The organism is Mucilaginibacter sp. A3364 (genome assembly GCF_059690715.1).
In genome coordinates this window covers 2,237,827-2,263,756 of the sequence record NZ_JCAWED010000001.1, presented here as the reverse complement: position 1 = coordinate 2,263,756, position 25,930 = coordinate 2,237,827, and the positions used below count along the sequence as shown (strand labels likewise).

Here is a 25,930-nt window from a genome sequence, read left to right as displayed (position 1 = left end):
GCAATTTTATCAAGCGTAATATTTACCTTAGTGGGATGAAACGATACCTGCCTATACTATTTTTAATACTCGCTATATCTGCCTGCAATTCACCCGAAAAAGACGGCGTACCTGTTGTTGGTTTTGTTGATGCTTTTGAAGACGCCACCATATCGCAAGCCCGTACCGGCTTTACCGATGCTTTGAAGAAGAACGGTTTCAGCGAAGAGCAAAACACCGTTAAAATAGAATACCGCAATGCGCAGGGCAGCATCCCTACGTTGACGCAGATAGTGAATTACTTTGTTTCGGTCCCGGTTGACCTACTGGCTACCTGTACCACGCTATCCACGGTAACAGCTGTGCAGAAAACCAAAACTATCCCGGTGTTCGAAATGGTATCGCCAACGCCCGAGCGTATGAAGGTTATCGATTCCAAGGGTAACGCCCCGGCAAACCTTTTCGGTACCATGGAAGATCTGCAGTATATCGATACATCGTTTAGCATCATCCCCAAACTGCTAAAGCCAAAAGGCACGAAGCTGACTATCGGCATGATCTATAATCAATCCGAACCACAATCGGCTGACGCCATGGCGCATATTCAGGAATTGTCTGATCAGTTAAACATCACCCTCATCGCTTTGCCATTAAATACGTCCGCGGACGCGCAATTGGTAACACAATCGTTGTTAGATAAAGATATTGATGCCTTCTTCGCCAATCCGGATAATACCGTGTTTGCCGCTTTCGAAACCATTCTTAAAAACTGCAATCAAAAAAACGTTCCGATATTTACCAGCGAAGCCGGTTTGGTGCAACGCGGTGCGGTAGCTGCTTTTGGTGCCGATATTTACCAGTGGGGCTACCAGGCCGGCGAGCAGGCTGCTCAATATTTAAAAACCCACAAAACCGACGGCTTGAAGCCGGAAATGGTGAAAGTGCGCAAGCGCGTTTACAACCCGGATGCCGTAAAAAAATATAATATCATCGTACCGGCAAATTTTGAAGCTGTAAAATAATGGATTTTTACCTCAGCGCGTTAATACAAGGACTTGGCTTCGCCGGTTTGGCATTGGGTATTTATATCTCGATGAAGATATTTAATATACCCGATATTACCACCGATGGCAGTTACACGCTAGGTGGGGTTGTAGCCGCTATTTTGCTAACGCGACATTTGCCCGGCTACCTGGTGTTGCCCGCGGTTATTTTAGCCGGTGCTTTGGCTGGCGCGATAACAGGTGTCATCCATACCAAATTGAAGATAAATGCCTTGTTGGCTGGTATTTTGGTGATGACGGCCCTGTATTCGGTAAACCTGGAAATGATGGGGCGGTCTGATCTGCCTTTGATCGATACGTCGTCGCTGTTCACATCAATACAATTGATTGCTAACCCAAATCATAATACCTTTTTAGTATTGCTGACGTTTGTAGCGGTGCTGACTTTATTGATAGGTTACTTATTAAAAACAGATTTCGGGTTGGCCATGCGTGCCACAGGTAATAGCGAATCCATGATTCGTGCATTAGGTGTAAATACCGACCGTATGAAGATCATCGGCCTCGCTTTAGCAAACGCCCTTACAGCCGTAAGCGGTTATCTCATTACCCAATTTCAGGGTTTTGCCGATATGAATATGGGCGTAGGTGTTGTGATCATTGGCCTCGGCTCTGTTATCATCGCCGAAACCTTGATAGGCTGGCTGCGCATATCATCGGTATGGCTAAGCCTGGTATTGGTGTTGACAGGGGCTGTAATATTTCAATTGGTTTTGGCGTTTACGCTCAATATTGGGGTTGATGCTAATTTATTAAAATTGGTAACCGCTGTTTTTGTATTATTGATCGTAAGTTTGCCCCGCTTAAAAAGTAGTAACGAATTATAAACCTCACATAAATATGAAACGATTCTATAAAAATTGCCCGGTGGTATGCATCGCGGTATTTGTATTTACAAGCTGCCTTTTTTCGGGCTTGTATGTTCAGGCTGCTACGCAGTATTATTACCAGTTAAAGGTATACCACTTTAAAACCAAAGCACAGGAGAACCGCCTTGACGCTTACCTGCAAAACGCTTACCTGCCTGCGCTGCACAAAGCAGGTGTTAAAAACGTAGGTGTGTTTAAACCTATCGCCCAGGATAGTATCGACAAGAAAGTATACGTTTATGTGCCTTACCGCACCTGGAACGACCTTGAAAATACCGATACCAAACTGCTTAAAGACCAGCAATACCTCGAAGCCGGTAAAGATTATTTGAACGCCGCTTATAACGACCCGGCTTATGCCCGTTTAGAAACCATCGTACTACGCGCGTTTATAGATGCGCCCGAGCCAAGTTTACCAAACCTAACCGCTAAAAAAGCCGACAGGGTATATGAACTGCGCAGCTACGAAAGCGCCAGCGAAAAATATAATATCAGTAAAGTAAAGATGTTTAACGCGGGCGATGAGATCGGTATTTTTAAAGCGCTTGATTTTAACGCCGTGTTTTACGCCGAAGTTATTGCAGGCAGCCGCATGCCTAACCTGATGTATATGATAACCTTTAACAGCAAACAGGATAACCTGGATAAATGGAAAGCTTTTAGAGCCGACGCTAAATTTGCTGCCTTGGGTAAAATGGACGAGTACAAAAACAATGTATCAAAAATTGATGCCGTGTTTATGTACCCGACCGATTATTCTGACTATTAATTAACGTTTTTGAACTTCGCAGGAGCAGTAAATATCATGCTGCTTTTTTGCGATGTTTGCACACTGCTGGCGGGTTTAAGTTCATTAAACACCGAGTAGTTATTTTTGTGAGCATAAAAGGCCAGGCAGGCAAACTCTACCACACCCGATAAAAAAACAATAGCTAAAATTACTACCGATAGTTTGGTAAGTAACAATGGTGATTGGGTCTCGTTATTCATCTCTTAGTTTAAATTATAATTGGTCTTAGGGGTACCGTTTTCTGTTACAATATATGCATAACCATGCCATTTGCAACTACTTTGTTACAAACAAAATAGAATTAGTATTTTTTAACCTAATCGTGCAAAAAATTACCTTTTTCTAAATCAAAGCCGCCCAGCATTTCCAAATCTGCAATCGATATTAATCCTTGATTTATTTATGGCTTTTGGTTATGGTGTTTAAACGTGTAAATGGGTCAGCATGTTGCGTTTATTTTTCCCCAATTGTGTAACATTCTTAATATTTTTAAAGATAAACTTGGACTTATGATGAGCAAAGGAAGGCTGGAAGCTTTTAGCGATGGGGTAATAGCCATTATTATAACCATAATGGTATTAGAGTTGAAAGTGCCCGAAGGGCATGACCTGGCAGCCCTGAAACCCGTGCTCCCTATTTTTGCCAGCTACGTGTTAAGCTTTGTGTACGTGGGTATTTATTGGAATAACCATCACCACATGCTGCACGCCATTAAATCAATAAACGGCCCGGTGCTTTGGGCTAATATGTTTTTATTGTTTTGGCTATCCATGATCCCCTTTGTGACCAACTGGATGGGCGAGAGCCATTTTCATGAACAATGGCCAATTGCCTTATATGGTTTTGTTATGGTAATGAACGCTGTAGCTTATACTATCCTGGTTTTTTTCCTGATAAAACACGAAGGCGAAAATTCAGTGCTGAAAGAAGCTATAGGGGCCGACTGGAAGGGCAGGCTATCTTTGCTTTTTTACTTGATAGGTATAGTATTAGCCTTCGTTAATAGTAGTATCAGCTTGGCGCTTTATGTATTGGTAGCGTGTATCTGGTTCATTCCCGACAGGAGAATTGAAAAAAAGCTGGCAAATCAGTGAGCGCGTGATTTATTCCTTATTCGATAGGTCGAACGAATACCGTGCAGACAGGCGTGCAAAAGGATAATTTTTCGTCACATCCGGATGCTCGTTATGATAATTTCCTTCCAGGCGGAAATAACCTCCTTCGCCGGATATAGACAGGTCGTTAATTATTTTTACGGTAAGCTCGTTTGATACGGTATGCACAAAATAGTTTGAATGCTCGCCGCTAACGGTTTTGAGCCAGCCACCGCGATAGTTAATGCCGTAGGATACTTTGTCAGACCAACTTATTTTTCCGCCACCATTTATGGCTACACCCATGCCGTAATCATACCTGCGGCCACCCATCAGGTAGGGGTTGGGTACTGCGCCCAGCACGGTAGGGCCCATACCCAGGTTGGTGTTTATCTTTATTTTTTCGGGTAAGGCAAATTCTGATAGTAAATTGGCTTTCACGCTCTGTCCCCCAAAAAAGAAAGCCTGGTTGCGCAGGTAATCGTAATTGGCAGATAACACAACGAGGTGATGAATGTCTTTATTGGAGCGGATACGCCAGCCTGCTAATGAACCATAAACGTTTATGGCATTTACAAACGAACTGTCATCCTTACCAAATTCAACATTGATCAAAATATTGCTAAAGGGTACACGGTATTCCTGGAAAGCGGTACCGTATAATAGTTTAGCACGGCCGTACCAACCAATAGTATTTTTATTATCAGCCGTAAACCGGCGCGAACCTAGGTCAAATTCAACGCTAACCTGCGATGAATCACGTTCGCGAGTGTTAGGTAACCGTTTTCCCCATTTACCGGTCATGATGCGGTTGAGGCCGTTTTGTGGGTTTACCACAAAGGCTATTACTTCGCTGGCGTTACGTTTAAAGCCACGGCCGCGGTTATTGACGATCATGTTAGAGAAACGGTGCGTCATCTCACCCAGTATCACACCACCAAAGCCTGTGTTGATAAAATCATTGGCAGCAGGTTTTTCTTTTTCACCAAAGGTTTCCCACAAATAGCTACCCACAAATGCTGAAGGTGTTGATTGCCAGAAACTATAACCGTTTGAGCGGAACGCATTAAAAAACAAACTACCATGATAAGGGTGACCAAACTGGTTGGTTTGAAAAGGGTCCTGATCCCATTCCCAGCTGTTGGGTCTGATGTTGCGCCAGGTGGTGCCCCAGCTAATATCGGCATAGTCCTGGTGCGTAATGTATTTGCTGAAAACCCATGGCAATACCTCCACCACAGCCAACTGTGCCGTTGCCCGATGGAAGTGATGTACACCGGGGCGGTCTAAAGGCGTGGGCCTTTTTTTAGTGGTATCAACCACTTTATCTTCGTATACCGGCAGGGTTTGTGCAAGCGCCACGCGTGTAAAACCAAGGCACATCAGTAACGCTAATACTGAATATACTTTTCGGAAAGTGGTATTAATAGGAGAGTAGGTACAGCTAAACTTCATAAAAAACGATCATAGCGCTTTTAAGGGCCATGCGGTTAACCAAAACGCTGCTCTATAAAGTATACAAAGCAGCGTTTTGTTTTATGCAGATAGCTAATATTTACTATATGGAATAATTCCTGATGTTTACTCGTTGTTATAAGCTTTTTTTAAGGCCGCTACATCAATCTTACGCATCTGCATCATAGCTTGCATGGCGCGTTGCGATCCCGCTGCGTCCGGGCCCCACAGGCAGCTGCCCAATTCGTCGGGTATTATTTGCCATGACAGGCCAAATTTGTCCTTCAGCCAGCCGCATTGGCTTTCCTGGCCACCATCGGCGGTAAGTTTATCCCAGAAGTAATCTACCTCGGCCTGGTCGGCGCATTTTACAAATAGTGATATGGCCTCAGTAAACTGAAATATGGGGCCGCCATTCAATACCATAAATTCCTGGCCGTTTAGTGTGAAATTGGCGGTTAGCAGTTTGTCGCCCATCATGTGCTTTTGGCCGATGCTGGAATCTTTAAATTAGCGAAGTGTAAAAGTTCATGGCTTCCTCGGCATTATTGTCGAACCATAAAAACGGAGTTATTTTTTGCATAGCGGTAATGTTTTGAGTTAAGTAAAGGTAAGAAGATGATACCTTAACCGTTAGGTGTGATCGGGACATTTAGCGGGTGCCCTTAGGCCATAAAGCAAAAAAGGCGCCTTATGGGCGCCTTTTTGTATCTATCAGGTTATCTACTTAGTAACTGCTTTGAAAATGTCGTTACCAAAAACAAATACCATTAATGCTATCAGCATAACAAACCCTACTATCTGCGCGCGCTCTAAAAACTTATCGCTAAGTGGCTTGCCTTTTATCATCTCAATGATCAGGAATACCGCGTGACCACCGTCCAGTGCCGGGATAGGCAACAGGTTGGTAAATGCCAGCACCATTGACAGGAAGCCTACCATACCCCAAAAGTGTATCCAATCAACCTTGGTACCAAACATTTTAGCGATAGCCACAGGGCCGCCAACAGCTTTATTAAACTTAACCTCGCCTTTAAATATTTTTGAAAAGCCTTTAATGTTGTCATAAAAAGTTCCCCAGGCTTTGTCGGCACCAACAGGTAACGAGCCAAAGAAACCGTAAGTAATGGTTTCCTCTTTAGGCAGATCAAAACTTGGGGCTATACCGGCACCGCCTTCTTTGGGGCCCAGCATACCATCCTTATTCACCGCGGCTGTAAGTTGTTTAAGCTGGCCATTACGTTTAATATCAAGTGTTATGTTTTTACCGGCATTTTGTTTTACTGCTGATTGTAACTCATCATAAAAAGTGATCTTGTTACCGTTTACAGCTAATACACTATCGCCTTTAGCCAGTCCGGCTATTAACGCACCGCTTTTAGGCATAACCGAATCAATCGCAAACTTACTACGCGGCAGGCGACTGATGAATTGCTCGATAGCATTGTTGCCATAGTCCGCCAGGTCATTAATAATACTTGCAGGAACAGTTAAGTCTAAAGTTTTGCCATTACGATCAACCGTCAATACCGAATGATCCAACAATACTTTAGTACTCATTAACTCTTCAAAATACTTAACAGGTTTACCATTTACGGCGGTAATTTTATCGCCCGCCCGCAAGCCCATTTTTTTACCAATCTCCCCTGGTACTATACCATATTTAACATTGGCGTTAGGGAGATAGGTTTCGCCATAACGCGCGGTAAGCATCCAAAAAATGAAGATACCCAGTATAATGTTTACAATTACACCACCCAGCATTACAATTAAACGCTGCCATGCCGGTTTTGAACGAAACTCCCAAGGTTGTGGTGGGCCCGCCATTTGCTCGGTATCCATAGATTCATCTATCATGCCCGATATTTTAACATAGCCACCCAGTGGCAGCCAGCCTATACCGTACTCAACACCTTTATAGTTAAATTTGAACAGGCTAAAATTCCAGGCATCAAAAAACAAATAAAATTTTTCAACCTTTATACCAAAAGCGCGTGCGGCTAAAAAATGGCCCAGTTCATGCAATATCACCAAAATTGATAGCCCCAGTATTAACTGGCCAACCATTATTACTATACCCATTCTGTTATTAAAATCAAATTATGGCGCTTCTTACAGCGCTTTCTGTTATTAAATTGTGCGCAAATATGCGTGTTTCTTTATCAGTATTCAAATAATCTGCAAGGGACGGATTTGATTTGAACTCAATACGTTCCATGCAGGTTTCAATCAGGTCGCTCATGGCCAAAAAGCCAATTTGGTTGGCTAAAAAGCCTGCCACGGCAACTTCATTAGCTGCGTTCACTATGCAAGCCATGTTGCCGCCTTTACGCAAAGCCCGATACGCCAAATTCAAATTACGGAACGTTTCTGTATCCGGTTTTTCGAAAGTAAGGTTAGGGTAGGCCATAAAATCAAAGCGTTTAAAATTGTTTTTTAAACGTTTAGGATAGGCCAGCGCGTATTGTATAGGCAGCTTCATATCGGGCAATCCCAGCTGCGCTTTTATCGATCCATCCTCAAACTGCACCAGCGAATGAACGATGGACTGCGGATGAACAACAACCTCTATCTGGTCGGCATGCAGATCAAACAGCCATTTAGCCTCAATAACTTCCAAACCCTTGTTCATTAACGAAGCAGAGTCGATAGTTATTTTAGCGCCCATAACCCAGTTAGGGTGTTTTAGTGCATGTTCGCGGGTTACGTTGGCCAAAGCCTCAGCCGTTTTACCACGGAACGGGCCGCCGGAAGCGGTAATAATTATCTTCTCGATCGGATTATTTTCCTCGCCCACCAGGCACTGAAAAATAGCCGAGTGTTCCGAATCAACCGGTAAAATGTTTACGTTGTGTTTTTTGGCAAGGGCGGTTATCAGGTCGCCGGCTACAACCAGGGTTTCTTTGTTTGCTAGCGCGATGGTTTTGCCGGCTTTTATGGCGGCAATGGTAGGCTCTAAACCTGCGAAGCCAACCATGGCAGTTAACACAATATCGATAGCGGCATCGGTAACAATATCTTTAATAGCTTCGATGCCGGCGGCTACCTTAACATTGGTATGGGCAAGGGCTTGTTTAACCTCGGCATATTTACTTTCATCACAGATAATAACATGTACGGGGTTAAATTTTAGGGCTTGTTCTATCAGCAAAAAAGCATTGTTATTGCCGGTTAACACATAAGCCCTGAATAATGATGGATTTTCAGCGATCACTTCCAATGTTTGGGTGCCTATACTGCCTGTGGAGCCAAGGATGGCTATATTTTTAACTTTACTGCTCAATGCTTATCCTCACAAAATATAATCCTGTAACTCGTTAGCTATCTTCCGGTCGTTAGCCAAACGGGGTACTTTGTTTTGCCCGCCAAGTTTACCCTGACTGCGCATGTAATTAATAAATGTATCTTTTTTCAGGCTTTGGATGATCAAAGGTTGCAAAATGTTACCATCAATGAGATCAAAATAGTAAATATTTTTTTGCTGCAAAGCTTTGTCAACTTTTAATGCGAAGGCCTGCATATCCTGAGGTGCCGAACCAAACTCTACAAACCATTCGTGGTAAGGTAATTGGCCCGGTTGGGGATTGACTTGTGGCGCCACGGTAAATTCTACAATGTCAATACCTTCCTCATTGGCTACGCTTAACAGGGCATGCTCCACTTCTTCACCAATAACATGTTCGCCGAAGGCGGAGATATAATGCTTAATGCGCCCGCTTACCACAATTTTGTAAGGGTTTTTAGAAACGAATTTCACCGTATCGCCAATGCTGTAGCCCCACAGGCCGGCATTGGTATTTAATATCAGTGCGTAGTTTTTATTCAGTTCCACATCGACCAGGCTAACGCGGGTCGGGTTTTCGTTAAAATATTCTTCGGTAGGGATAAACTCGTAAAATATCCCCGAATCTACCAGCAGCAATAAACCTTTTTCTTTCTGCGAATCCTGAAAAGCGATAAAACCTTCCGATGCAGGGTAGGTTTCAATCGTATCTATAGCGAAGCCGATGCTCTCCTGTATGCGGGCGCGATAAGGCTCATAATTTACGCCGCCGTATACGTACAGTTTAAAGTTGGGGAAAATGTCTTTGATCTTCTTCCCATCAGATGCAGCCGAAAGCCTGTCGAAATACATTTGGCACCAGGGCGGTATGCCCGATATCAGGCGCATGTCTTCATTTACGGTTTCAGCAACAATGGCATCTACCTTTTCCTCCCAATCCTCAATGCAATTCACTTCGTAGCTGGGCATGCGGTTTTTTTGCAGGTAACCCGGCACATGGTGCGCCACTATCCCCGACAGGCGACCAGTCGGGATCCCCGCTTTCTCGGACAATACAGGGCTGCCTTGCAGGAATATCATTTTGCCATCCAGAAAATCAGCTTTGCCGGTTTCGTAGATATAACTCAATAAAGCATTGCGCGCGGCAGTAATATGCTCGGGCATGCTTTCTTTGCTGATAGGAATATATTTTACGCCTGAAGTAGTGCCCGATGTTTTGGTGAGATAGGTGGGTTTGCCCGGCCACATTACATCGGCTTCGCCATCAACCACACGTTTAATGTAGGGCGTGAGCTCCTCGTAATCGCGTATGGGTACAAACTTCTTAAAATCTTCGTAGGTTTTAATGTTGGCGAATTGATGATCGCTACCAAAAGCCGTGTTTTTAGCCTGGGCTATTAAACCCTCAAAAGTTTTTTGCTGCAGGGCAACCGCGTTGGTACGTATGCGGTTGAGTTTGGTATTAACCCAGGCGGCAAATACTTTGCTTAATATGGCCTTTAAACCCATGACTTAATTGGTTTCGGCAATATCATCATCAACATCCTGGTGGCTGTAGATGAGTTTGCGATAGGTAACGGCCAGCAAAATATTAACAAAGGGATAGGTAAACACAATAGCCAACGAGATAATAGGGTAGTACTGCGCCAATGTTGCCGGTAATGCGATCAATAATAATATGATAAGCAACATAATAAGTACTTTAAAAAAGTATCCTTTGGTAAGCTGAAAGCTCTGTTTCAGCGATTCAAAACCACCAGACTGGTCATCAACTATAAAAGTGATGAAAAACATGACGCGCAGCGCGATGAATAACGAAAAAATAACGGCAACCTGCTCTATAAACCATTGTATATTCGGATAATCATCAAGCGGTTGTGATACAAAGAAGTGAAAGGTGGTAACGATAAAAGCGATAAAGAAAACCACGCCAAGGTAGCTTAGTATGCTTTTAAACGCGGGTAATATTTGTTTAAATTCAAACTCATAGTATTCGCTGTCAATCAAGGTAAATATCAGCTTATATAAACCAAGCGTGGTATAGGTTTGAATAAATATCATGATAGCCGATACCGCCATTTTGCCGTTAAACTCTTCCTGTGGTATAAAAAAGCTTACCACTACACCCAGCACACCCAACAAAAAAGCAGAAGCTATTGAATATACTATAATAGTAACGAAGTTTTTTTTGAAAATATCCCAGGCAGTTTTGGTGGTTTCTGCTATAGAAAAAGGGTGATACATAGGTACTATTAAGCGATGTTCAAAATTACACGTTTCCAATAATCCTGCATAAAGCCAAAACCATAAGCGATCAGTTGGATTAACGAGGCTATTATACTCAAAAATGCAATTTTTAACGACTTGTTTTTAATTAACGAATGAAAAAATATCAACAAAATAAAAATACCCAGAATAATATTGCATAAAAAGCCCAGCGGCCAACAGAAAATATTAGTTACTAAGGCAAAAAATACAAACAGCGTAAATGCTGCCGGGAAAAAGTGAACCAGCTTTAATTGCTCAGGGAAAAATTTATACACGTTAATACGTGATCTCCCGAAAAAGTGTAGTTGTTTATAAAACTGGCGGAAATTGGTACGGCGCTTATGATAAACCTTAGCATCAGGTATCAAACCAATTTTAAAACCTGCTGAGTGGATACGGATGCTATACTCAATATCTTCGCCCAGGCGGGTAATAATAAAACCACCCACGGTTTCCCATACCTTGCGGGATAAGCCCATGTTAAAGCTGCGCGGATGAAACTGGCCGCCCATGTTTTTTTTATTGCCACGGATACCGCCTGTAGTAAAAGGCGAGGTCATGGCATAGCTGATGGCTTTTTGGGTAGGAGTGAACGAGGCATGCGCATCATCCGGGCCACCGTAGGCATCCAGCCAGTCGGTATCTAACCGGTGTTTTACTACCTCCAAGTAATTGGCCGGTATCAGGCAGTCCGAATCAAATATGATAAAGTAATCGCCATTGGCGCGCTCAAAAGCGTAGTTGCGGGCAAAGCCCTGACCGGCATTGGGTTTAACGTAGTATTTTATGTCGAGCTGGCTTGTAAAGCTTTGCACAATATCGGCAGCGTCTAGTTTAGATCCGTCTTCAATAACCAAAACCTCAAACTGCTTGTAGGTTTGCAGGGTAAGGCTTTCCAGCAGTTCTTTAATTTCCTGCGGGCGATTATATAGAGGGATAATGATGGAAAAAAACATATGTTAGATGTGCAGATATGCGGATGTGCAAATGTGCAGATTTTTTAATGTTATCAATTAGTAGATTTCAATTCAATAAAAGCGACAGGCCATCTGCACATCTGCATATTTGCAAATCTGCACATTCACTAGATCACTTCTTCAATTAGATATTTATTGCGCTCGTGCGAGTTGCGGGATATCATTTCGGCCACAAAGCCTGTTAAAAACATTTGCGAACCGATAACTATAGCCGCCAGTGCAATAAAAAATAATGGATTGGCGGTAACATCACGGTAATGCTCGTTATGCGCTATGGCGTATAGTTTTTCTACTATGATCCAAACGGTACATATTAAACCGGCCAAAAAGCTAACCACGCCTATACCGCCGAACAGGTGCATAGGGCGCTTGCCGAATTTGGAAACGAACATGATAGAAATCAGATCCAGCGGACCGCGGATAAACCTTTGTATGCCGCCAAATTTGGTCACCCCAAATTTGCGGGCCTGGTGTTGTACTACCTTTTCGCCAATTTTACGGAAACCGGCCCAGGCGGCAATAACCGGTATGTAACGGTGCATTTCGCCATACACCTCAATGCTTTTTACCACCTTTTGCTTATAGGCTTTAAGGCCGCAGTTCATATCGTTTAGCTTAACGCCGGATATGTAGCCGGTAACACCATTATATAACTTTGTAGGCAGGGTTTTGCTCAGCGGGTCGTGACGTTTCTTTTTCCAGCCGCTTACCAGGTCATGGCCATCCTCTGTTATCATTTTGTAAAGCGCAGGTATCTCGTCTGCGCTGTCCTGCAGGTCGGCATCCATGGTGATCACTACATTACCTTGTGTAGCTTCAAAACCGGTATTAAGCGCGGCTGATTTACCGTAATTACGACGGAATTTAATGCCACGAATAAAAGGATTATCTAAGCGTAGCTGATGGATCAATTCCCACGAACCGTCGGTACTGCCGTCGTCAATTAAAATGATCTCGTAAGTAAAATGGTTTTCCTCCATTACGCGGGCTATCCACGCGGTAAGTTCGGGTAATGATTCAACTTCGTTATACAGAGGTACTACTACTGATATATCCATTTATAAGCGATAGGGGTAATGGCTGATGATTTTTTGCCGAACCCATGCAAAAATATAAAAAATGGCTTATGATTTTATGCCTGACCTAATACGTGCATCAATAAAAAATATTGTGTGTGTTTAGTTCTTCTTCCTTTTTACTGATGGTGAGTATAAGCATACCCAAAACCATGCAAGCCATGCTGCCAATCCACAGCCAATACCCTTCTTTATAATTGGTGATGGGTACGGTGATGCCGGGCTTACGATCTGCTATTTCATCAAACAATAAAAATGATAAGCCAACGGCCAAAGCACCTAAACTAAACAGGAAAGATTTTTTAGCGTTCTTTTTGGTTAGCGACCAACCCACCCACAACAGCGGATTAGCATACCACGTTAAGCCCGCCACGCTTAAAATGCCACCTATGGCGCCCAGCCCAACAATTGAAAAGCCTGTCCAATGATCGCCGCAGGCGTTTGATGTACAAAATCCCTGTTGGGTTAACGAAATAATGTATACCCCAATGCTGATGAACCTGGTTATAGTGGCAATGTTGTTATAGGTTTTGGCTTTCAAGGGAATTATTTGCTGGCGGCAAAATAAGATAAATATTCTTTACAGGAGTGAAAATCACCCTTAAAGATTTCCCCAAAATGCAAAAAGCTGCGAACCGTATCTGGTCCGCAGCTTTTTGATAGAAAGTATTTGCAATTTGTTTAGAAACGGTAGTTTACAGACAGGCGGTAGTTTCTGCCTGCTTCTGCCTGGTAGTAATATGTTTTTTGGTATGAGTAGTACGAACCGCTGTACAGGTAAGTATCTAACAGGTTAAACGCGTTAGCGGTAATTCTCATTTTACGGCCTTCCCAGAATAAGCCAGCATCATACTTGTAATAGTTTGGCAGTTTTTTTAAACCGATGCTCCAGGTGTCGGTAACACGGTCGCCCTGGAAGTTGGCGCCGGCATTAATACCAATGTTTTTAAGCACGCCGTTTTGTATTTTGTAGCTTAACCAGGCATTAGCAACATGTTTTGAGTAGCCCGGCACAATATCGCCCACGGCAATACCGGCTGGTGTGTTTGCTGTGATCTGGCTTACGCGCGAATCTGTTAAAGCATAATTGGCAGTTAAGTTTAAGCCCGGCAAAATCTCGCCACGGATATCCAACTCAATACCTTTAGCTACTTTTTGACCTAACAAAAAGCTAACCGGGTTTGCTGGCGTGCTGCTTGGGTCGGCCTGTGCTTCGTTGTTTTTCTCAATGCGATATACCGATACAGTGCTGTTCCATTTGCCGTTTGCCCAATCTTTCTTGATACCAAACTCAAGGTTGCCACCTGTAAGTGGTTTAACGCTGCCACCGCCTACTAAACGGGCTGCGGCCTGTGGGGTAAATGCCTGATCGTACAAACCGTAAACAGAAGTTTGATCATCAACCGAAACACTTAGGCCAATTCTTGGGGTAAAGCGTTTACCTACCAGGCTATTGTCCTGTTTAACATAGGTGTAGCGGCCGGCAAGGGTTAACCTGATGCGGTTATCCATAAACCCTAACACATCCTGGAAATACAGGCCCGAGTAGGTTGAAGTATAAAAATAAGCACGCTGCTCCAGCGGCTGGCTTCTGTCAAAATTAGGGTAACCGTTTGTTGGCGGGTTGCCACCATTAGGGTAGTTAGGATCATTGGGATCAAACTCGCCACCTACGCTGTCAAGGGCGTGCGATTGGTTAAAATCGGCAATGTATTTTTTGGTACCCATATCAATACCGGTCAATACGTTGTGCTGGATAGGGCCGGTAGTAAATTTACCATTCAGGAATGCCTGTGCTAAACCCATTTCGCTTTTAGCTTCCCAAAAGCCTGCGCTACGCTGGTATTTGCCATTAGCCTGTACTGAGTCTGAAGCTACCCACAGTGATGAGCCCAGCATGTAATAGTTATAATAAGCGCCTTGTGCCGTAAATTTCCAGTTATCGTTTAACTTATGCTGTAAGTTTACGCTTACGCTATGGTCATTAATATTTGTTGGCGGCAGGCCCTGCGGTAAAGCAGAAAACTCGCGCGGACGGGTGGCATAGCCATCGTGATCAAATACGTACATTGAACCAACGTCAGACATTTTTGCTTTTTGATAAACGTACTCCAAAGTTATTTTGGTAGCCGTGTCAATTTGGTAAGAAATTACCGGCGCAATTGAATAACGGTCGTTAAACTCATTGGTGCGGAACGAACCTTTATTTTGTGCCGCAAGGTTTAAGCGGTACAGTAATTTGCCGTCTCTGCTCAGTTTGCCATCCAGATCTAAAGTAGTGCGGTATAAGCCATAGCTGCCCATGGTAAAGCCAAATTCGCCTTTAGTTTGGCCGGTAGGCTTTTTGGTAACCACGTTGTATAAGCCCGACGGATCGCCATTGGCCAGCATAAAGCCTGCAGGGCCTTTAACAACCTCAACATGGTCTACAAAGCTCATATCTTCTGTAAGCGGACCCCAATAAGAGTTTACAATATTAAAGCCATTACGGAAGGCCTGGATCTGCGAACCGCGCATGCTGATGTTGGTATACATATCGCCCCAGTGCTCTAAACGTACAGCACCGCTCACGTTACGTATCAAACCATCGCTGGCGCTGATGATCTGCTGATCGGTGATAGACTGGCCTGATATTACCTGGATGTTTTGAGGTATCTGCAGCAACGGCTCGTTCAAACGTAGCGATTGTGACGGGTGGTCTATCTTGATGCCATTATTGCGGTCTTTAATTACTACTTCCTGTAGTTTGTTCTCGCTCACATCAAGCAAAAAGTTAACTGAGGTAGTTGAGCCCGCGGTTACGGTAACTTCTTTTTGCTGGGCGGTAATGCCTACAGCTGTAACAGTTAAAGTATAAGTACCGGTTTTAACGCGGTTTATTTTGAAAAAGCCTTTATCGTTGGTTGATGCACCTGCGTTGGTGCCTACAATGCCTACCGATACGTATTCGGCAGCTTTACCATCTGATGTGGTAACGGTACCTTGTATAGCGCCGGTTTGTGGGTTTTGTGCTAACGCGATGTTAAAGAAGGTAGCAAGCAGGGCCAGGGTGAACATGATGCGTTGTTTGAATGAACGCGTCGATTGTTGCCTTTCACCTGTGTCTATAAGTCGAATTTGATCCATGTTGGTGTGAATTTGATTAATTAAAGGATGGGGTTATTGGTGTTTCGACGGCAGGGTTGTGGGGCCTTTCGCCGAAGGAAATTAGTAGTAGACTGATGTATGATAAGCCGGGTGCTTTTTTCATGCCGCAAAGTAAATCCTTATTTATAATAAATCCAAATAAAAATAAAGAAGACTTAATGTTTTGAATGATAGCGCCTTGGGAAGCGTTAATGAATGTTAAAAATTGAGCAGGGGGTAGTTTTAGCTATAATTTAGTGCCCGATAACCTTAACGCCATGAAGTTTTTGGTAACCTTAATTTTGATTTCAGCCACGATAGCGCTTAAAGCACAAAGCCTGCAGGGCGTGGTTTTAGATGGTAAAACCAATAAGCCGGTGCCGTATGCTTCGGTTTCGGCTGATAATAAGGTTACGCTTACTACGCCTGGCGGAAACTTCAGCTTGCCTAACATTATCCCGGGCGATACCATTGTGGTAAGCTTTATAGGCTATAAAAATTACAAATATGGTATTACAACCATAGGTAAAAAGCTAACGGTTTATTTGGAGCCCGACAGTATTATGCTGAACAAGGTTACCATTAAGGCGACGCGCAATTACAAAGCCGATTCGGTATTGAACCGCAAATGGTATGACACCGTTTTTAAATATAAACAGATGGGGTTGAAGGATATTTTTATCAGCCGGTCGCCCTATGCCAGGAACGACAGACCCAATAACACGAGCGAATTGGTGAGCGTTAACCTACTGCAGGTACTTAGCTTAATATCAAAGAAAAACAACGACCCGATGTTGAAACTCCAAAAGCGGCTTTTAGCGGATGAGGCGGAAACCAATGTTGATATGGTATTTACAAAAGGGCGGATAACCGCGCTAACGGGATTGAAAGGTGATTCGCTGAGCAATTTTATGGTGAAATACCGGCCGTCTGTGAGTGAAGCAAGGGGGATGACGGGTTATGATATGTGGGTGTATATCAAAAAAAGCTACCGGGAGTTTGCACATGCTGATACAACAGCGGCGAGGAAATAAGGTTAAAAATGTTGAATTTGGGGTGCGCCACTTTTGATAGCGTAAATATAATATTTTTTATAAAATGTTGGTATTCAATAATTTATAAAATTAGCGGGGTGCGCCGCTTTGCGCCGCTTTTTTTAATAAAAATTTGATTTACAGAAACTTATAAAAAATGACTGCGCCACTTGCGCCACTTTTAAAGTGGCGCACCTTGCTTGTAATTCTAATCAAACTGACTTTGCAAACGAACCAATCTGTCAATGATCAAATTCAGCTTATCCTGCTCGCTTTTAACAAAGCGGTTTTTAAGGTAAAAGGTGCAGAACAGTAACCAGGTGCCGGTAAGGCCATACGCCGCTATTTTGAAACCGGTGGATGCGCTTTGCAATACTTCGTAAAAATAGAGCAGCAAACCGGCGCTGATGAGCACTACATATAAATAATACATCCAGCCGTAAACCTTGGCGCGGTTGCGGCGGTATTCTTTAATACTTTCCAGGTAAGCAGTAGGGTTGTCAGTAACATCCTGCGCGCTTAGTAAGCGGTAGTCGCGTATCATCATGCTTACATAAAGTACCATGGTAGTTAGTATAATAACCATACCTACATAAGTTACCCATGAGGTAAATACAAAAAATAACAGTACTAATGATAAACCTACTAACGACATAACCATAGTGGCAATGTTCCATAATAATTTATGGCTCATGCTGTTTATCCCCTTCTTCGCCTGCTTCAGCACCTCATCCACTGAAAGCTGATCCTTCTTTGGCTGGTCCTGCCAAACTGATATTAGATGATCAAAGTCTTTCATACTGATTATATAATTCTGTCAATCTCTGTTTAATGCGGTGAATCTTCACGCGCAGGTTCCCTTCAGATATGCCTGATATATCAGCAATCTCGGGGTAGGGTACTTCATCCAGTACCATGGTTATAATAATTCTTTCTGATTCTTCGAGCTTTGATATACACTTGTACAACAAAGCTACCTGCTCATTTTTGTGTGATATTTCTTCAACCTTGGTTTCGGCTATCAGCTCGGTCAGTTCATCCTTGGCTTGTCGCTTTTCCGATCGTAGGTAGGTAAGGCAGGTATTTACGGCTATACGGTATATCCAGGTAGATATCATGGCCTGGTTCCTGAACTTGTCAAGGTTTTGCCACACCTTCAAAAAAGTTTCCTGTAGCAGGTCGTTAGCGGCATCATCGTCGCCGGTATAACCATAGCACAAATGGTATATCTTTTTTGAATTAGCTTCAAATATCTGCTTAAATACTGCTTCCTTATTCTCGGCCACGTACAGTTAATGGTTTGTTTGGTATTATGACGCTAATATAAGGCGTTTGTTACAACACATAACTATTCTTGTTAAACCAGCTTAATTTTTTTTCGGCGTCGTCTAGCAAAGCGTTGTAGTCGTTCACAAAATCATACTGCATATCCTCGTGCAGTTTTCCTATAAGGCCCTTTATTTTCTCAAGCTGCCGGGTCAGTATCAGGCGCAAAGGTTTGTAGGTGGCGCGCCTGTCGGCATATTGCAGGTAGTTGTTGCAGAAGTTAATAAGCAGCTCTATCTCGGCTTCCTTGGCGGCTATAAATTTGGTGTACTTGCCCAGTAATCGCAACACCTTGCGCATATATTTGGCCGACTCATAGCTCCGCACAGGCAGCTGACTAAACATAAATCCGGCCTCGGCCTTCACCTTCTCTACAAAGCCGGCCTGGTCACCGGCCTCAAATAATAAATAAGCCAATAGTTCCTTGTTCTCCTTTTTGTGGCGCGCCAAACGCAGCAACAGCTCGGTAACCTGCGGGCCCGAAAGGTGCTGTACTTCTTTTTTTATATCCTGTAAGCCATAGGTGCTTGTGCTCATGCTTTATTATATTTTAGCAATTAGTAATTTTTGTAGCTTTGCCCCCTTATATTTATAAATGCAACGAAGTAAACTAACTCTCTACATATTTATAGCGCTGGTAGCGGGCGTTATAGTAGGCTATCTGTACAATGTTAATGTAATTAATACATTTAACACCAAAATTAGTGCCGCGGAGGTTTCCCTCAAAACAATTAATACCCAAATTGCCGCGACCACTGATACCACAACCGCTGTCTACAAAGATCTGAAAGCGCAAAAAGCCGAACAGATCGCTATCCGCAAGGAAAACGATACGGCCCGCGAGGAAAAGGTGCAGTATTTCAGTATCCTGAGTGATATCTTCCTGCGCCTCATCAAAATGATAGTGGCTCCGCTGGTATTCACAACGCTGGTAGTAGGTGTGGCAAAGGTTGGCGATATTAAAGCTGTGGGTAGGATAGGGGGCAAAACCCTGCTCTGGTTCCTGAGCGCCACGCTGGTATCACTACTATTGGGTATGGTATTGGTAAACCTGTTTAAACCGGGTGAAGCTATGCACCTTACACTGCCCGATTCGCACCTGAGTACCGGCATCCAAAAAACGGCGCTATCGTTAAAAGACTTCATCAGCCATGTGTTCCCGAAAAGTATTTTCGAGGCGATGGCCAATAACGAGATATTACAGATCGTGGTGTTCGCCCTGTTCTTCGGCGTGGCTACAGCAGCGATCGGCGATATGGGCCAGATAGTGATCAAAGCCATGGACGCCATCGCTCATGTGATATTAAAAATAACCGGCTATGTAATGCAGTTGGCGCCGTTTGCGGTTTTTGGGGCTATTACAGCTATCATAGCAAAACAAGGATTGGGCATATTATCAACCTACGCATTGTTCATCGGCGAGTTCTATTTCTCACTATTAGTGCTTTGGGCTGTGATCATCTTCGCAGGCTTTATGGTATTGCGTACGCGTGTTTTCAGGTTGGTTAGCAGTATTAAGGATGCCATGTTAGTGGCTTTCAGTACCTCAACCAGCGAAGCCGCGTATCCACGTGTGCTAATAGAAATGGAGCGCTTTGGCTGCAGCAACAAAATTGTAAGCTTTGTGCTCCCGCTGGGCTATTCGTTCAACCTGGATGGTTCTATGATGTATATGACCTTTGCTTCGTTGTTCCTGGCACAGGCGTATGGTATACATCTTTCGGTAGCGCAACAGGTAACCATGTTATTAGTACTGATGCTAACTAGTAAAGGTATTGCCGGTGTGCCACGTGCGTCGTTGGTGGTAATTGCCGGTACGATGGCCATGTTTAATATCCCGGAAGCTGGGTTAGGCCTTATTATAGGTATTGATCCTTTGTTGGATATGGGCCGCTCGGCCACTAACGTTTTAGGTAATGCTATGGCTACGGGCGTCGTGAGTAAATGGGAAGGAGAGCTTCCGGATAATAATGAATAATTTACATCTATAATATGTCTTCAAATCGTTCAAAAAGAATATTTCTAATTCTAAGTATTGTTGTTCCCTTTATGGCGTATTGCGTTTACTATTATGGTATGATGGTGAAAAACGCGCCTTATAAATTTGTGGAGTTTGAAAGTATCCGCTTTGAATATGGTCCCGGCGATAGTTTGGTAAACAAGTACAATTCAAAAACAGGAGAGTACCAGTTTGTTGATAACCGCGACTCCTTAGTAAAAAGAACTTTAAAGCTAAACAGTAACGACCTGCTATACCTGCACCGTAAGGCTGCCGACCTGGGTTTTTGGGATTTCCCTACGCAAGAGTTGTCTGACCGTCCGGAAACTAAAAACTCCTTACACTATTTAATCGAGTTTAAATACAAGCGCAAAACCAAACGTGTGTTATTTGATGAGGCTTTTGAAGGACCTGAAAAATTGAAAGATGCCAACCAGCGTTTGATCAAAGAGATCAAGAATGTAATAGCCGACGAAGAGGGTAAGCAGAAAAAGTAAAAATGTGTTGTTTTTTGAAAAGCAATTGCCTATGTTTGCACCTCGAAATTTTAAAAACATAAATAACAAACCATGTACGCAATAGTAAGTATAGCCGGACAGCAATTTAAAGTTGCTAAAGACCAGCAGATCTTTGTACACAGATTACAAGGTGACGAGGGCGCTAGTATTGAATTTGACAATGTGTTGTTAGCAGAAAACGAAGGTAAATTCAAATTAGGTTCTGATTTGAAAGGCGCTAAAGTATCGGCTAAGATCGTGTCTCATTTAAAAGGTGATAAAGTAATCGTTTTCAAAAAGAAAAGAAGAAAAGGTTACAAAAAGAAAAACGGTCACCGTCAGCAGTTTACCAAAATCGAGATCACTGGTATCTCTTTATAATTAAGGTTTGACGTATGACGTTTTACGTTGTACGTAGCAATATTGAAAACATAACGTATTACGTATGACGTACTACGTATAACAAAAAAAGAAAATGGCACATAAGAAAGGCGCCGGTAGCTCACGTAACGGTCGTGAGTCCCATAGCAAACGTTTAGGTATCAAAATTTTCGGTGGTCAGCCAGCTATTGCAGGTAACATCATCGTTCGTCAACGTGGTACCAAACACAATCCAGGTCAAAACGTAGGTATCGGTAAAGATCACACTTTATTCGCTTTGATCGATGGTCAGGTAGTTTTCAAAAAGAAAGCTGATGATCGTTCATACGTTTCTGTACTTCCTTTTGAAGCAGCACCGGTTGCAGAAGATGCAGCTCCTGCTAAGAAAACAAAAGCAGCCGCTAAACCGGTTGTTGAAGCAGCTCCTGTAGCTGAAGTTGAAGCAGCTCCGGTTGCCGAGGCTGCAACTGAAGAAGCAGCTCCAAAAAAGAAAGCAGCCCCTAAGAAAAAAGCTGCTGACGCTGAAGAAGCACCTGCTGCTGAGTAATTTCAACAGTTTAATCATACAAAAAACCCCGATGCTGAAAAGTATCGGGGTTTTTTATTTGGCAGATTTTAATAATTTAGCGCCTTATTATTTTTACAACCCCAGGTTGTTTTATTTACATGCAGATACAAATTAATGGATAAGGCAAAAAAGATATTGATTGCCGACGACGATTCGGGGATATTAGATTCGTTGTTAATGTTATTGGAGTTTGAAGGATACGAAGTAAGTGCTACGCTGAATGGTTCGTCGGTTTTAATAATGGATGAACTGCCTGATCTGTATTTGTTGGACATTTGGATGTCGGGCACAGATGGGCGGGAAGTGTGCCGGCAATTGAAGCAAAATGAGCTTACGCGCCATATCCCGGTGGTGATCATATCGGCCAGTAAGGATGTGGAGCAATCTTCCCGCGAAGCCGGTGCCGATGATTTTATTGGCAAACCTTTTAATATGGAGTTGCTGTTAGAAACTATTGCCCGTAATATTAAATAATACCATGAAACTATTCGGAACTCTTTTAATAACCATAATGTTTGCCACCATGGCCATGGCGCAACAAGGCCCGCCGCCGGGAGGCCCGCCAAACCCGGCCATGCGGCTTAAGCAGCTTACCACACGCCTGGAGAAAGAGTTGGCACTTAAACCTACCCAAACACAAAAAGTTGAACAAGCCTATAAAAGCTTTTTTGCCGACATGGAAAAGCTGCTCGGCAGGCAGGACGGCCCACCCACGCCGCCACCTATAGAAAAGAAATCACAGGTAGATAAACTGGTAAAAGCCCGTGATGAGCAGATAAAAAAAGCACTCGCCGCCGATCAATTTAAGAAATATCGCGAAATAGAACAACGTATGCGCCCCCGTGGTCCCGGTGACCCTTCCGGTGACAAGCCCGCGCCACCGCCGCAGTAGCGTAAAAGGCAAAACCAGTAATTGGCGGTGTTTGAAAATAAGATGCTGGTTATGAGTTTTGTAGCATGCTACAAAAAATGTAGCGGTGTAGCGTGCTACGCATACAGCGCTACACTGCGCCTTATATTTTGTATTCTCTGAAATTTTTTTAACTTGAATGATAACCTTGTGTTATTTGTTGCCGTATAAGCCCATATAACTCTAATTAATTTATATGGAATTCCGCGACAAAGATCCCTATCCGGGCCCGCCAACCAGTGTCAAAATTTTAGGTTGGGTAGTAGCCGTCATCATCACCATCGATATGATGTGGATCATCTTCTAAACCCTTTAAAAGCTGATTTTTATTGCCGTGTAATTGGTTTTTTTGATAAATTTAAGGTCAGAAAAACCAATTACTAATTGATGCACTATTTTCTTATCAGAATAATCAATGCCGTAAAGGCTTTTGCCTTGTTTGCAGTTCTGTTAATTATAATGGTGCGGCCGGCATACGCGCAAAGTTTAGGAGACCCTATCGTCAATATCACCTTTGGCGAGGGCATTGCGCAGTTTGGCCCCCGCTTGACCCGGCTGAGGCTACCACAGATTACAAGTATGTAACCCAATCGCCTGACGATGGCGAATATGCAATTGTGAATACAACCGCAAGCTCCAACGGCAACCGTATTAACAACGGCTGGTTTTTAAGTACCGACCACACCACCGGCAACGGAAGAAGCTATTTTATGTTGGTAAACGCCAGTCGCCAAGCGGGCGTGTTTTATCAGGGGTCTATAACAGGGCTGTGTGGTAATACCACTTACCAGTTTGCTGCATGGGTGAAAAACATGATTACCAATCCTAACAATAATGTTAGGCCCGATATTGTTTTTACTGTAGAAACCCTATCCGGTATTAAACTAGGCCCGGGTAGACCAACCGGACCGTTAACTAGCGGAGATAATACCTGGAAACAGTATTCGTTTACTTTTACCGCGCCAAACAATACCGAGCCATTGGTATTAAAAATGACTAACATAGCGCCGGGTGGAATAGGGAATGATGTTGGTATTGATGATATTACCTTTCGTCCGTTGGGTCCAACTGTAGACATAGCTTTCGATTCGGGGAGTAGTTCTGTGAGCCTTTGCGAAGGTGCTGCTTTTACCAGGGACCTGACTATCTCAACGTCTACCGCTTTGCCCGCAGATTATGTACAAAAATTGCAAATGCAGGTAAATAATGGAGACTGGACAGATGTGGGTGCTCCAACCACAACCGGCACGTTTCCAATAAAAACCTTACCCGCGATAGGTATGTATCGCTATCGCATAGTATCGGGTGCAAGGGATGTTATCGATCAAAGCAAGTGTGTGGTTGCCTCCAATCGATTGGTGGTGAATGTAGTGGGATTTCCCGATCCTAAGATAAAAGCCAATCTGACTAATTGCGTACGGTCGGAAGTGTTATTCTCGGACGAACGCGGCGATGTTACCGATAATTGTTTCTGGGATTTTGATGATGGTACCACCTCCAACGAGCGCTCGCCGAGTCATACTTTTATGGCTGCCCGCGATTACAGAGTTAAATTGGTAGTAACCAACTCAACAGGTTGTAAGACCGAGGCCGTTCCTCAAATTATACATATCACGGAGCTACCGACGGTAGACTTTAATTATTCACCCCCTCAATGCGTTAACACGGCAGTTACTTTTAAGGACGCGTCAACTACAGTGGATGGCAACATAAAATCCTGGATATGGGATTTCGATGATGGTACGGTAGTCCCGGCCTATGATAATCAGCCTATTCAGCATACTTTTAAAACGGCGCGCCAGTATAATGTTAGTTTAACTGTTGTAACAGATCAGGGGTGTCGTAATGGTACGTCACAAACGGTTACCATACACCCATTACCTGTACCAGGTTTTACCATACCGCCATCATGCATTAAAGATCAAGTCACGTTTACCAATACCAGTACAATTCCGGGCGGAAATATTAACCAGCTAAGCTTCGAATGGGATTTTGGCGATGGTACTCCTGTAAATCACGATCAGAATCCAACCCACCAATTTACGCAAGCAAAACCATACCAGGTTAAGCTTACTGTAACCTCAGCCCAGGGATGTATAGAGACGTTGACACAGACTTTTAACGTAAACGGGTCCGACCCCGTGGCCCGCATCGAGGTATTAAACAAAAACTCGTTATGTAATAGTCGTGAAGTTTTTTTCAGGAACACTTCATTCGTTAGTGGTGTATTCGGCGTTATTACCCGCATAAAGATCTATTACGATTATCAGGGCGATACCTCAGCAAATGAAATTGATAATGCCCCCTATAAGGATAAGCTTTACCGCCATACTTATGTACCCGGTAACACCGCACGCACCTATCAAATATACATGATAGCGTATTCGGGTCATGACTGTTTTGATGTGACTACCAATAATATAACCGTGTCGCCGGCACCGGTTGTGCAATTTAATTTGCCGGCCGAAATATGCCAGAATGCAGACCAACTGCTATTAATGGCCAACGATAACAGTAATAACGGCTTGAGCGGCAATATAACTTTTTCAGGTCCTGGGGTAAACAATACCACCCGCATGTTCAATCCCGCGACGGCAGGAGTAGGCAAGTGGCAAATACGATGTATTTATACTTACGCCAGTACGGGATGTGCAGACACTTTGATAAGGGAAATAACGGTTAAGCCATCGCCAACTATTGATATGCCAGATGTGCTTACCGTGCTTGAAGGGGGTACCACTACGTTACAGGCCAAAGCTACCGGGCAGGGCTTAACCTATCAATGGTCTCCGCTTACGGGTTTGAGTAATCCAAACATACTTAATCCAGTGCTAAACGGGGGCGCTATTGACATGGTTTATACCCTTACCGTTACCAATAGCGAAGGTTGTTTTGTTAAAAAATCGACATTAATTACGGTACTCAAATTTCCGGTTATACCCAATACGTTTACGCCTAACGGCGATGGGATAAACGATGTTTGGGATATCAAATATCTAAACACCTATCCCGGCTGCACGGTAGATATATTCAACCGTTACGGACAAAAAGTATTCGCATCAGTCGGGTATCCCATACCATGGGATGGACGAACCCGTGGGGCTGATCTTTCCACAGGCATATATTATTACATCATCAACCCAAAAAACGGGCGTAAGGTCACTACAGGTTATATTACCATTATACGGTAAACAGATGTTTTCAGCATAAAAAAAGCCCAGCCTCACATTGGCC

At 43.4% G+C, this 25,930-nt stretch carries 27 protein-coding genes; 12 read left to right on the top strand and 15 right to left on the bottom strand.

Annotated features, from left to right (window positions below; translation table 11 throughout):
• The first annotated feature begins 35 nt into the window (after positions 1–35).
• Genes AC59JT_RS10100 through AC59JT_RS10090 form a run of 3 tightly spaced genes read left to right on the top strand, consistent with a single transcriptional unit; the run spans position 36 to position 2,681 of the window.
• The gene (locus AC59JT_RS10100; protein WP_497398350.1) at positions 36–1,001 is read left to right on the top strand and encodes an ABC transporter substrate-binding protein; all 966 of its coding nucleotides are present in this window, start codon (positions 36–38) and stop codon (positions 999–1,001) included.
• Positions 1,001–1,870 carry an ABC transporter permease gene (locus tag AC59JT_RS10095; protein ID WP_497398348.1) on the top strand — a complete coding sequence of 290 codons (870 nt, stop codon included), beginning with the start codon at positions 1,001–1,003 and terminating at the stop codon, positions 1,868–1,870. Before AC59JT_RS10100 ends, AC59JT_RS10095 begins: the two co-directional genes overlap by 1 nt.
• 13 nt (positions 1,871–1,883) lie before the next feature.
• On the top strand, positions 1,884–2,681 hold the full coding sequence (locus AC59JT_RS10090; protein WP_497398346.1) for an NIPSNAP family protein: 798 nt from the start codon (positions 1,884–1,886) through the stop codon (positions 2,679–2,681).
• On the opposite strand, the gene AC59JT_RS10085 is transcribed toward AC59JT_RS10090, so the two are convergent.
• Positions 2,678–2,902 carry a hypothetical protein gene (locus AC59JT_RS10085; RefSeq protein WP_497398344.1) on the bottom strand — a complete coding sequence of 75 codons (225 nt, stop codon included), beginning with the start codon at positions 2,900–2,902 and terminating at the stop codon, positions 2,678–2,680. The two genes, AC59JT_RS10090 and AC59JT_RS10085, sit on opposite strands and share 4 nt — an antisense overlap.
• A gap of 309 nt (positions 2,903–3,211) precedes the next feature.
• On the opposite strand from AC59JT_RS10085, the gene AC59JT_RS10080 reads away from it, so the two are divergent.
• Complete coding sequence (locus tag AC59JT_RS10080; protein ID WP_497398342.1) at positions 3,212–3,796, top strand: TMEM175 family protein; 585 nt, start codon at positions 3,212–3,214, stop codon at positions 3,794–3,796.
• Positions 3,797–3,805: 9 nt separating this feature from the next.
• Here the strand turns inward: AC59JT_RS10080 and AC59JT_RS10075 are convergent, their stop codons facing one another.
• The 11 genes from AC59JT_RS10075 to AC59JT_RS10025 all read right to left on the bottom strand — a co-directional run bounded on the left by AC59JT_RS10075 (position 3,806) and on the right by AC59JT_RS10025 (position 15,981).
• Positions 3,806–5,179, bottom strand: coding sequence for a DUF3943 domain-containing protein (locus tag AC59JT_RS10075; RefSeq protein WP_497398340.1), 1,374 nt, complete (start codon positions 5,177–5,179; stop codon positions 3,806–3,808).
• A gap of 198 nt (positions 5,180–5,377) precedes the next feature.
• Positions 5,378–5,731: a VOC family protein gene (locus AC59JT_RS10070; RefSeq protein WP_497398338.1), complete on the bottom strand. Its 354-nt coding sequence runs from the start codon at positions 5,729–5,731 to the stop codon at positions 5,378–5,380.
• Positions 5,732–5,756: 25 nt separating this feature from the next.
• Positions 5,757–5,903 carry a VOC family protein gene (locus AC59JT_RS10065; protein WP_497398336.1) on the bottom strand — a complete coding sequence of 49 codons (147 nt, stop codon included), beginning with the start codon at positions 5,901–5,903 and terminating at the stop codon, positions 5,757–5,759.
• A 71-nt stretch (positions 5,904–5,974) separates the two neighbouring features.
• The gene (gene rseP, locus AC59JT_RS10060) at positions 5,975–7,333 is read right to left on the bottom strand and encodes an RIP metalloprotease RseP (protein ID WP_497398334.1); all 1,359 of its coding nucleotides are present in this window, start codon (positions 7,331–7,333) and stop codon (positions 5,975–5,977) included.
• Between the two features lie 13 nt (positions 7,334–7,346).
• On the bottom strand, positions 7,347–8,534 hold the full coding sequence (locus AC59JT_RS10055; protein ID WP_497398332.1) for a 1-deoxy-D-xylulose-5-phosphate reductoisomerase: 1,188 nt from the start codon (positions 8,532–8,534) through the stop codon (positions 7,347–7,349).
• A gap of 9 nt (positions 8,535–8,543) precedes the next feature.
• Complete coding sequence (locus tag AC59JT_RS10050; RefSeq protein WP_497398330.1) at positions 8,544–10,043, bottom strand: GH3 auxin-responsive promoter family protein; 1,500 nt, start codon at positions 10,041–10,043, stop codon at positions 8,544–8,546.
• 3 nt (positions 10,044–10,046) lie between these two features.
• Positions 10,047–10,778 carry a hypothetical protein gene (locus AC59JT_RS10045; RefSeq protein WP_497398328.1) on the bottom strand — a complete coding sequence of 244 codons (732 nt, stop codon included), beginning with the start codon at positions 10,776–10,778 and terminating at the stop codon, positions 10,047–10,049.
• Between the two features lie 8 nt (positions 10,779–10,786).
• Complete coding sequence (locus AC59JT_RS10040; RefSeq protein ID WP_497398326.1) at positions 10,787–11,758, bottom strand: glycosyltransferase; 972 nt, start codon at positions 11,756–11,758, stop codon at positions 10,787–10,789.
• A 128-nt stretch (positions 11,759–11,886) separates the two neighbouring features.
• A complete protein-coding gene (locus AC59JT_RS10035) occupies positions 11,887–12,837 on the bottom strand; it encodes a glycosyltransferase family 2 protein (RefSeq protein ID WP_497398324.1) in 951 nt (316 codons plus the stop codon).
• Positions 12,838–12,934: 97 nt separating this feature from the next.
• Positions 12,935–13,396: a hypothetical protein gene (locus tag AC59JT_RS10030; RefSeq protein WP_497398323.1), complete on the bottom strand. Its 462-nt coding sequence runs from the start codon at positions 13,394–13,396 to the stop codon at positions 12,935–12,937.
• A 140-nt stretch (positions 13,397–13,536) separates the two neighbouring features.
• A complete protein-coding gene (locus AC59JT_RS10025; RefSeq protein ID WP_497398321.1) occupies positions 13,537–15,981 on the bottom strand; it encodes a TonB-dependent siderophore receptor in 2,445 nt (814 codons plus the stop codon).
• 278 nt (positions 15,982–16,259) lie between these two features.
• Between AC59JT_RS10025 and AC59JT_RS10020 the strand changes: the two genes are divergently transcribed.
• Complete coding sequence (locus tag AC59JT_RS10020) at positions 16,260–17,015, top strand: carboxypeptidase-like regulatory domain-containing protein (protein ID WP_497398319.1); 756 nt, start codon at positions 16,260–16,262, stop codon at positions 17,013–17,015.
• 208 nt (positions 17,016–17,223) lie between these two features.
• On the opposite strand, the gene AC59JT_RS10015 is transcribed toward AC59JT_RS10020, so the two are convergent.
• The 3 genes from AC59JT_RS10015 to AC59JT_RS10005 are packed head-to-tail and all read right to left on the bottom strand — an operon-like array spanning position 17,224 to position 18,878.
• Positions 17,224–17,814: a hypothetical protein gene (locus AC59JT_RS10015; RefSeq protein ID WP_497398317.1), complete on the bottom strand. Its 591-nt coding sequence runs from the start codon at positions 17,812–17,814 to the stop codon at positions 17,224–17,226.
• Positions 17,801–18,301: an RNA polymerase sigma factor gene (locus AC59JT_RS10010; RefSeq protein WP_497398315.1), complete on the bottom strand. Its 501-nt coding sequence runs from the start codon at positions 18,299–18,301 to the stop codon at positions 17,801–17,803. The genes AC59JT_RS10015 and AC59JT_RS10010 overlap by 14 nt, the downstream gene beginning before the upstream one ends.
• 49 nt (positions 18,302–18,350) lie before the next feature.
• Positions 18,351–18,878, bottom strand: coding sequence for a hypothetical protein (locus AC59JT_RS10005; RefSeq protein WP_497398313.1), 528 nt, complete (start codon positions 18,876–18,878; stop codon positions 18,351–18,353).
• A gap of 58 nt (positions 18,879–18,936) precedes the next feature.
• Between AC59JT_RS10005 and AC59JT_RS10000 the strand changes: the two genes are divergently transcribed.
• The 7 genes from AC59JT_RS10000 to AC59JT_RS09970 all read left to right on the top strand — a co-directional run bounded on the left by AC59JT_RS10000 (position 18,937) and on the right by AC59JT_RS09970 (position 25,887).
• Complete coding sequence (locus tag AC59JT_RS10000) at positions 18,937–20,319, top strand: dicarboxylate/amino acid:cation symporter (protein WP_497398311.1); 1,383 nt, start codon at positions 18,937–18,939, stop codon at positions 20,317–20,319.
• 98 nt (positions 20,320–20,417) lie between these two features.
• Positions 20,418–20,837, top strand: a complete 420-nt coding sequence (locus AC59JT_RS09995; protein ID WP_497398309.1) for a hypothetical protein — start codon at positions 20,418–20,420, stop codon at positions 20,835–20,837.
• 72 nt (positions 20,838–20,909) lie between these two features.
• Positions 20,910–21,218 carry a 50S ribosomal protein L21 gene (rplU, locus tag AC59JT_RS09990; protein ID WP_497398308.1) on the top strand — a complete coding sequence of 103 codons (309 nt, stop codon included), beginning with the start codon at positions 20,910–20,912 and terminating at the stop codon, positions 21,216–21,218.
• Between the two features lie 94 nt (positions 21,219–21,312).
• Positions 21,313–21,765, top strand: coding sequence for a 50S ribosomal protein L27 (gene rpmA, locus AC59JT_RS09985; RefSeq protein WP_497398306.1), 453 nt, complete (start codon positions 21,313–21,315; stop codon positions 21,763–21,765).
• A 135-nt stretch (positions 21,766–21,900) separates the two neighbouring features.
• The gene (locus AC59JT_RS09980) at positions 21,901–22,260 is read left to right on the top strand and encodes a response regulator (protein ID WP_497398304.1); all 360 of its coding nucleotides are present in this window, start codon (positions 21,901–21,903) and stop codon (positions 22,258–22,260) included.
• 4 nt (positions 22,261–22,264) lie between these two features.
• Positions 22,265–22,678, top strand: coding sequence for a DUF4890 domain-containing protein (locus AC59JT_RS09975; RefSeq protein ID WP_497398302.1), 414 nt, complete (start codon positions 22,265–22,267; stop codon positions 22,676–22,678).
• A 635-nt stretch (positions 22,679–23,313) separates the two neighbouring features.
• Positions 23,314–25,887, top strand: a complete 2,574-nt coding sequence (locus tag AC59JT_RS09970) for a PKD domain-containing protein (protein WP_497398300.1) — start codon at positions 23,314–23,316, stop codon at positions 25,885–25,887.
• Positions 25,888–25,930: the final 43 nt, after the last annotated feature.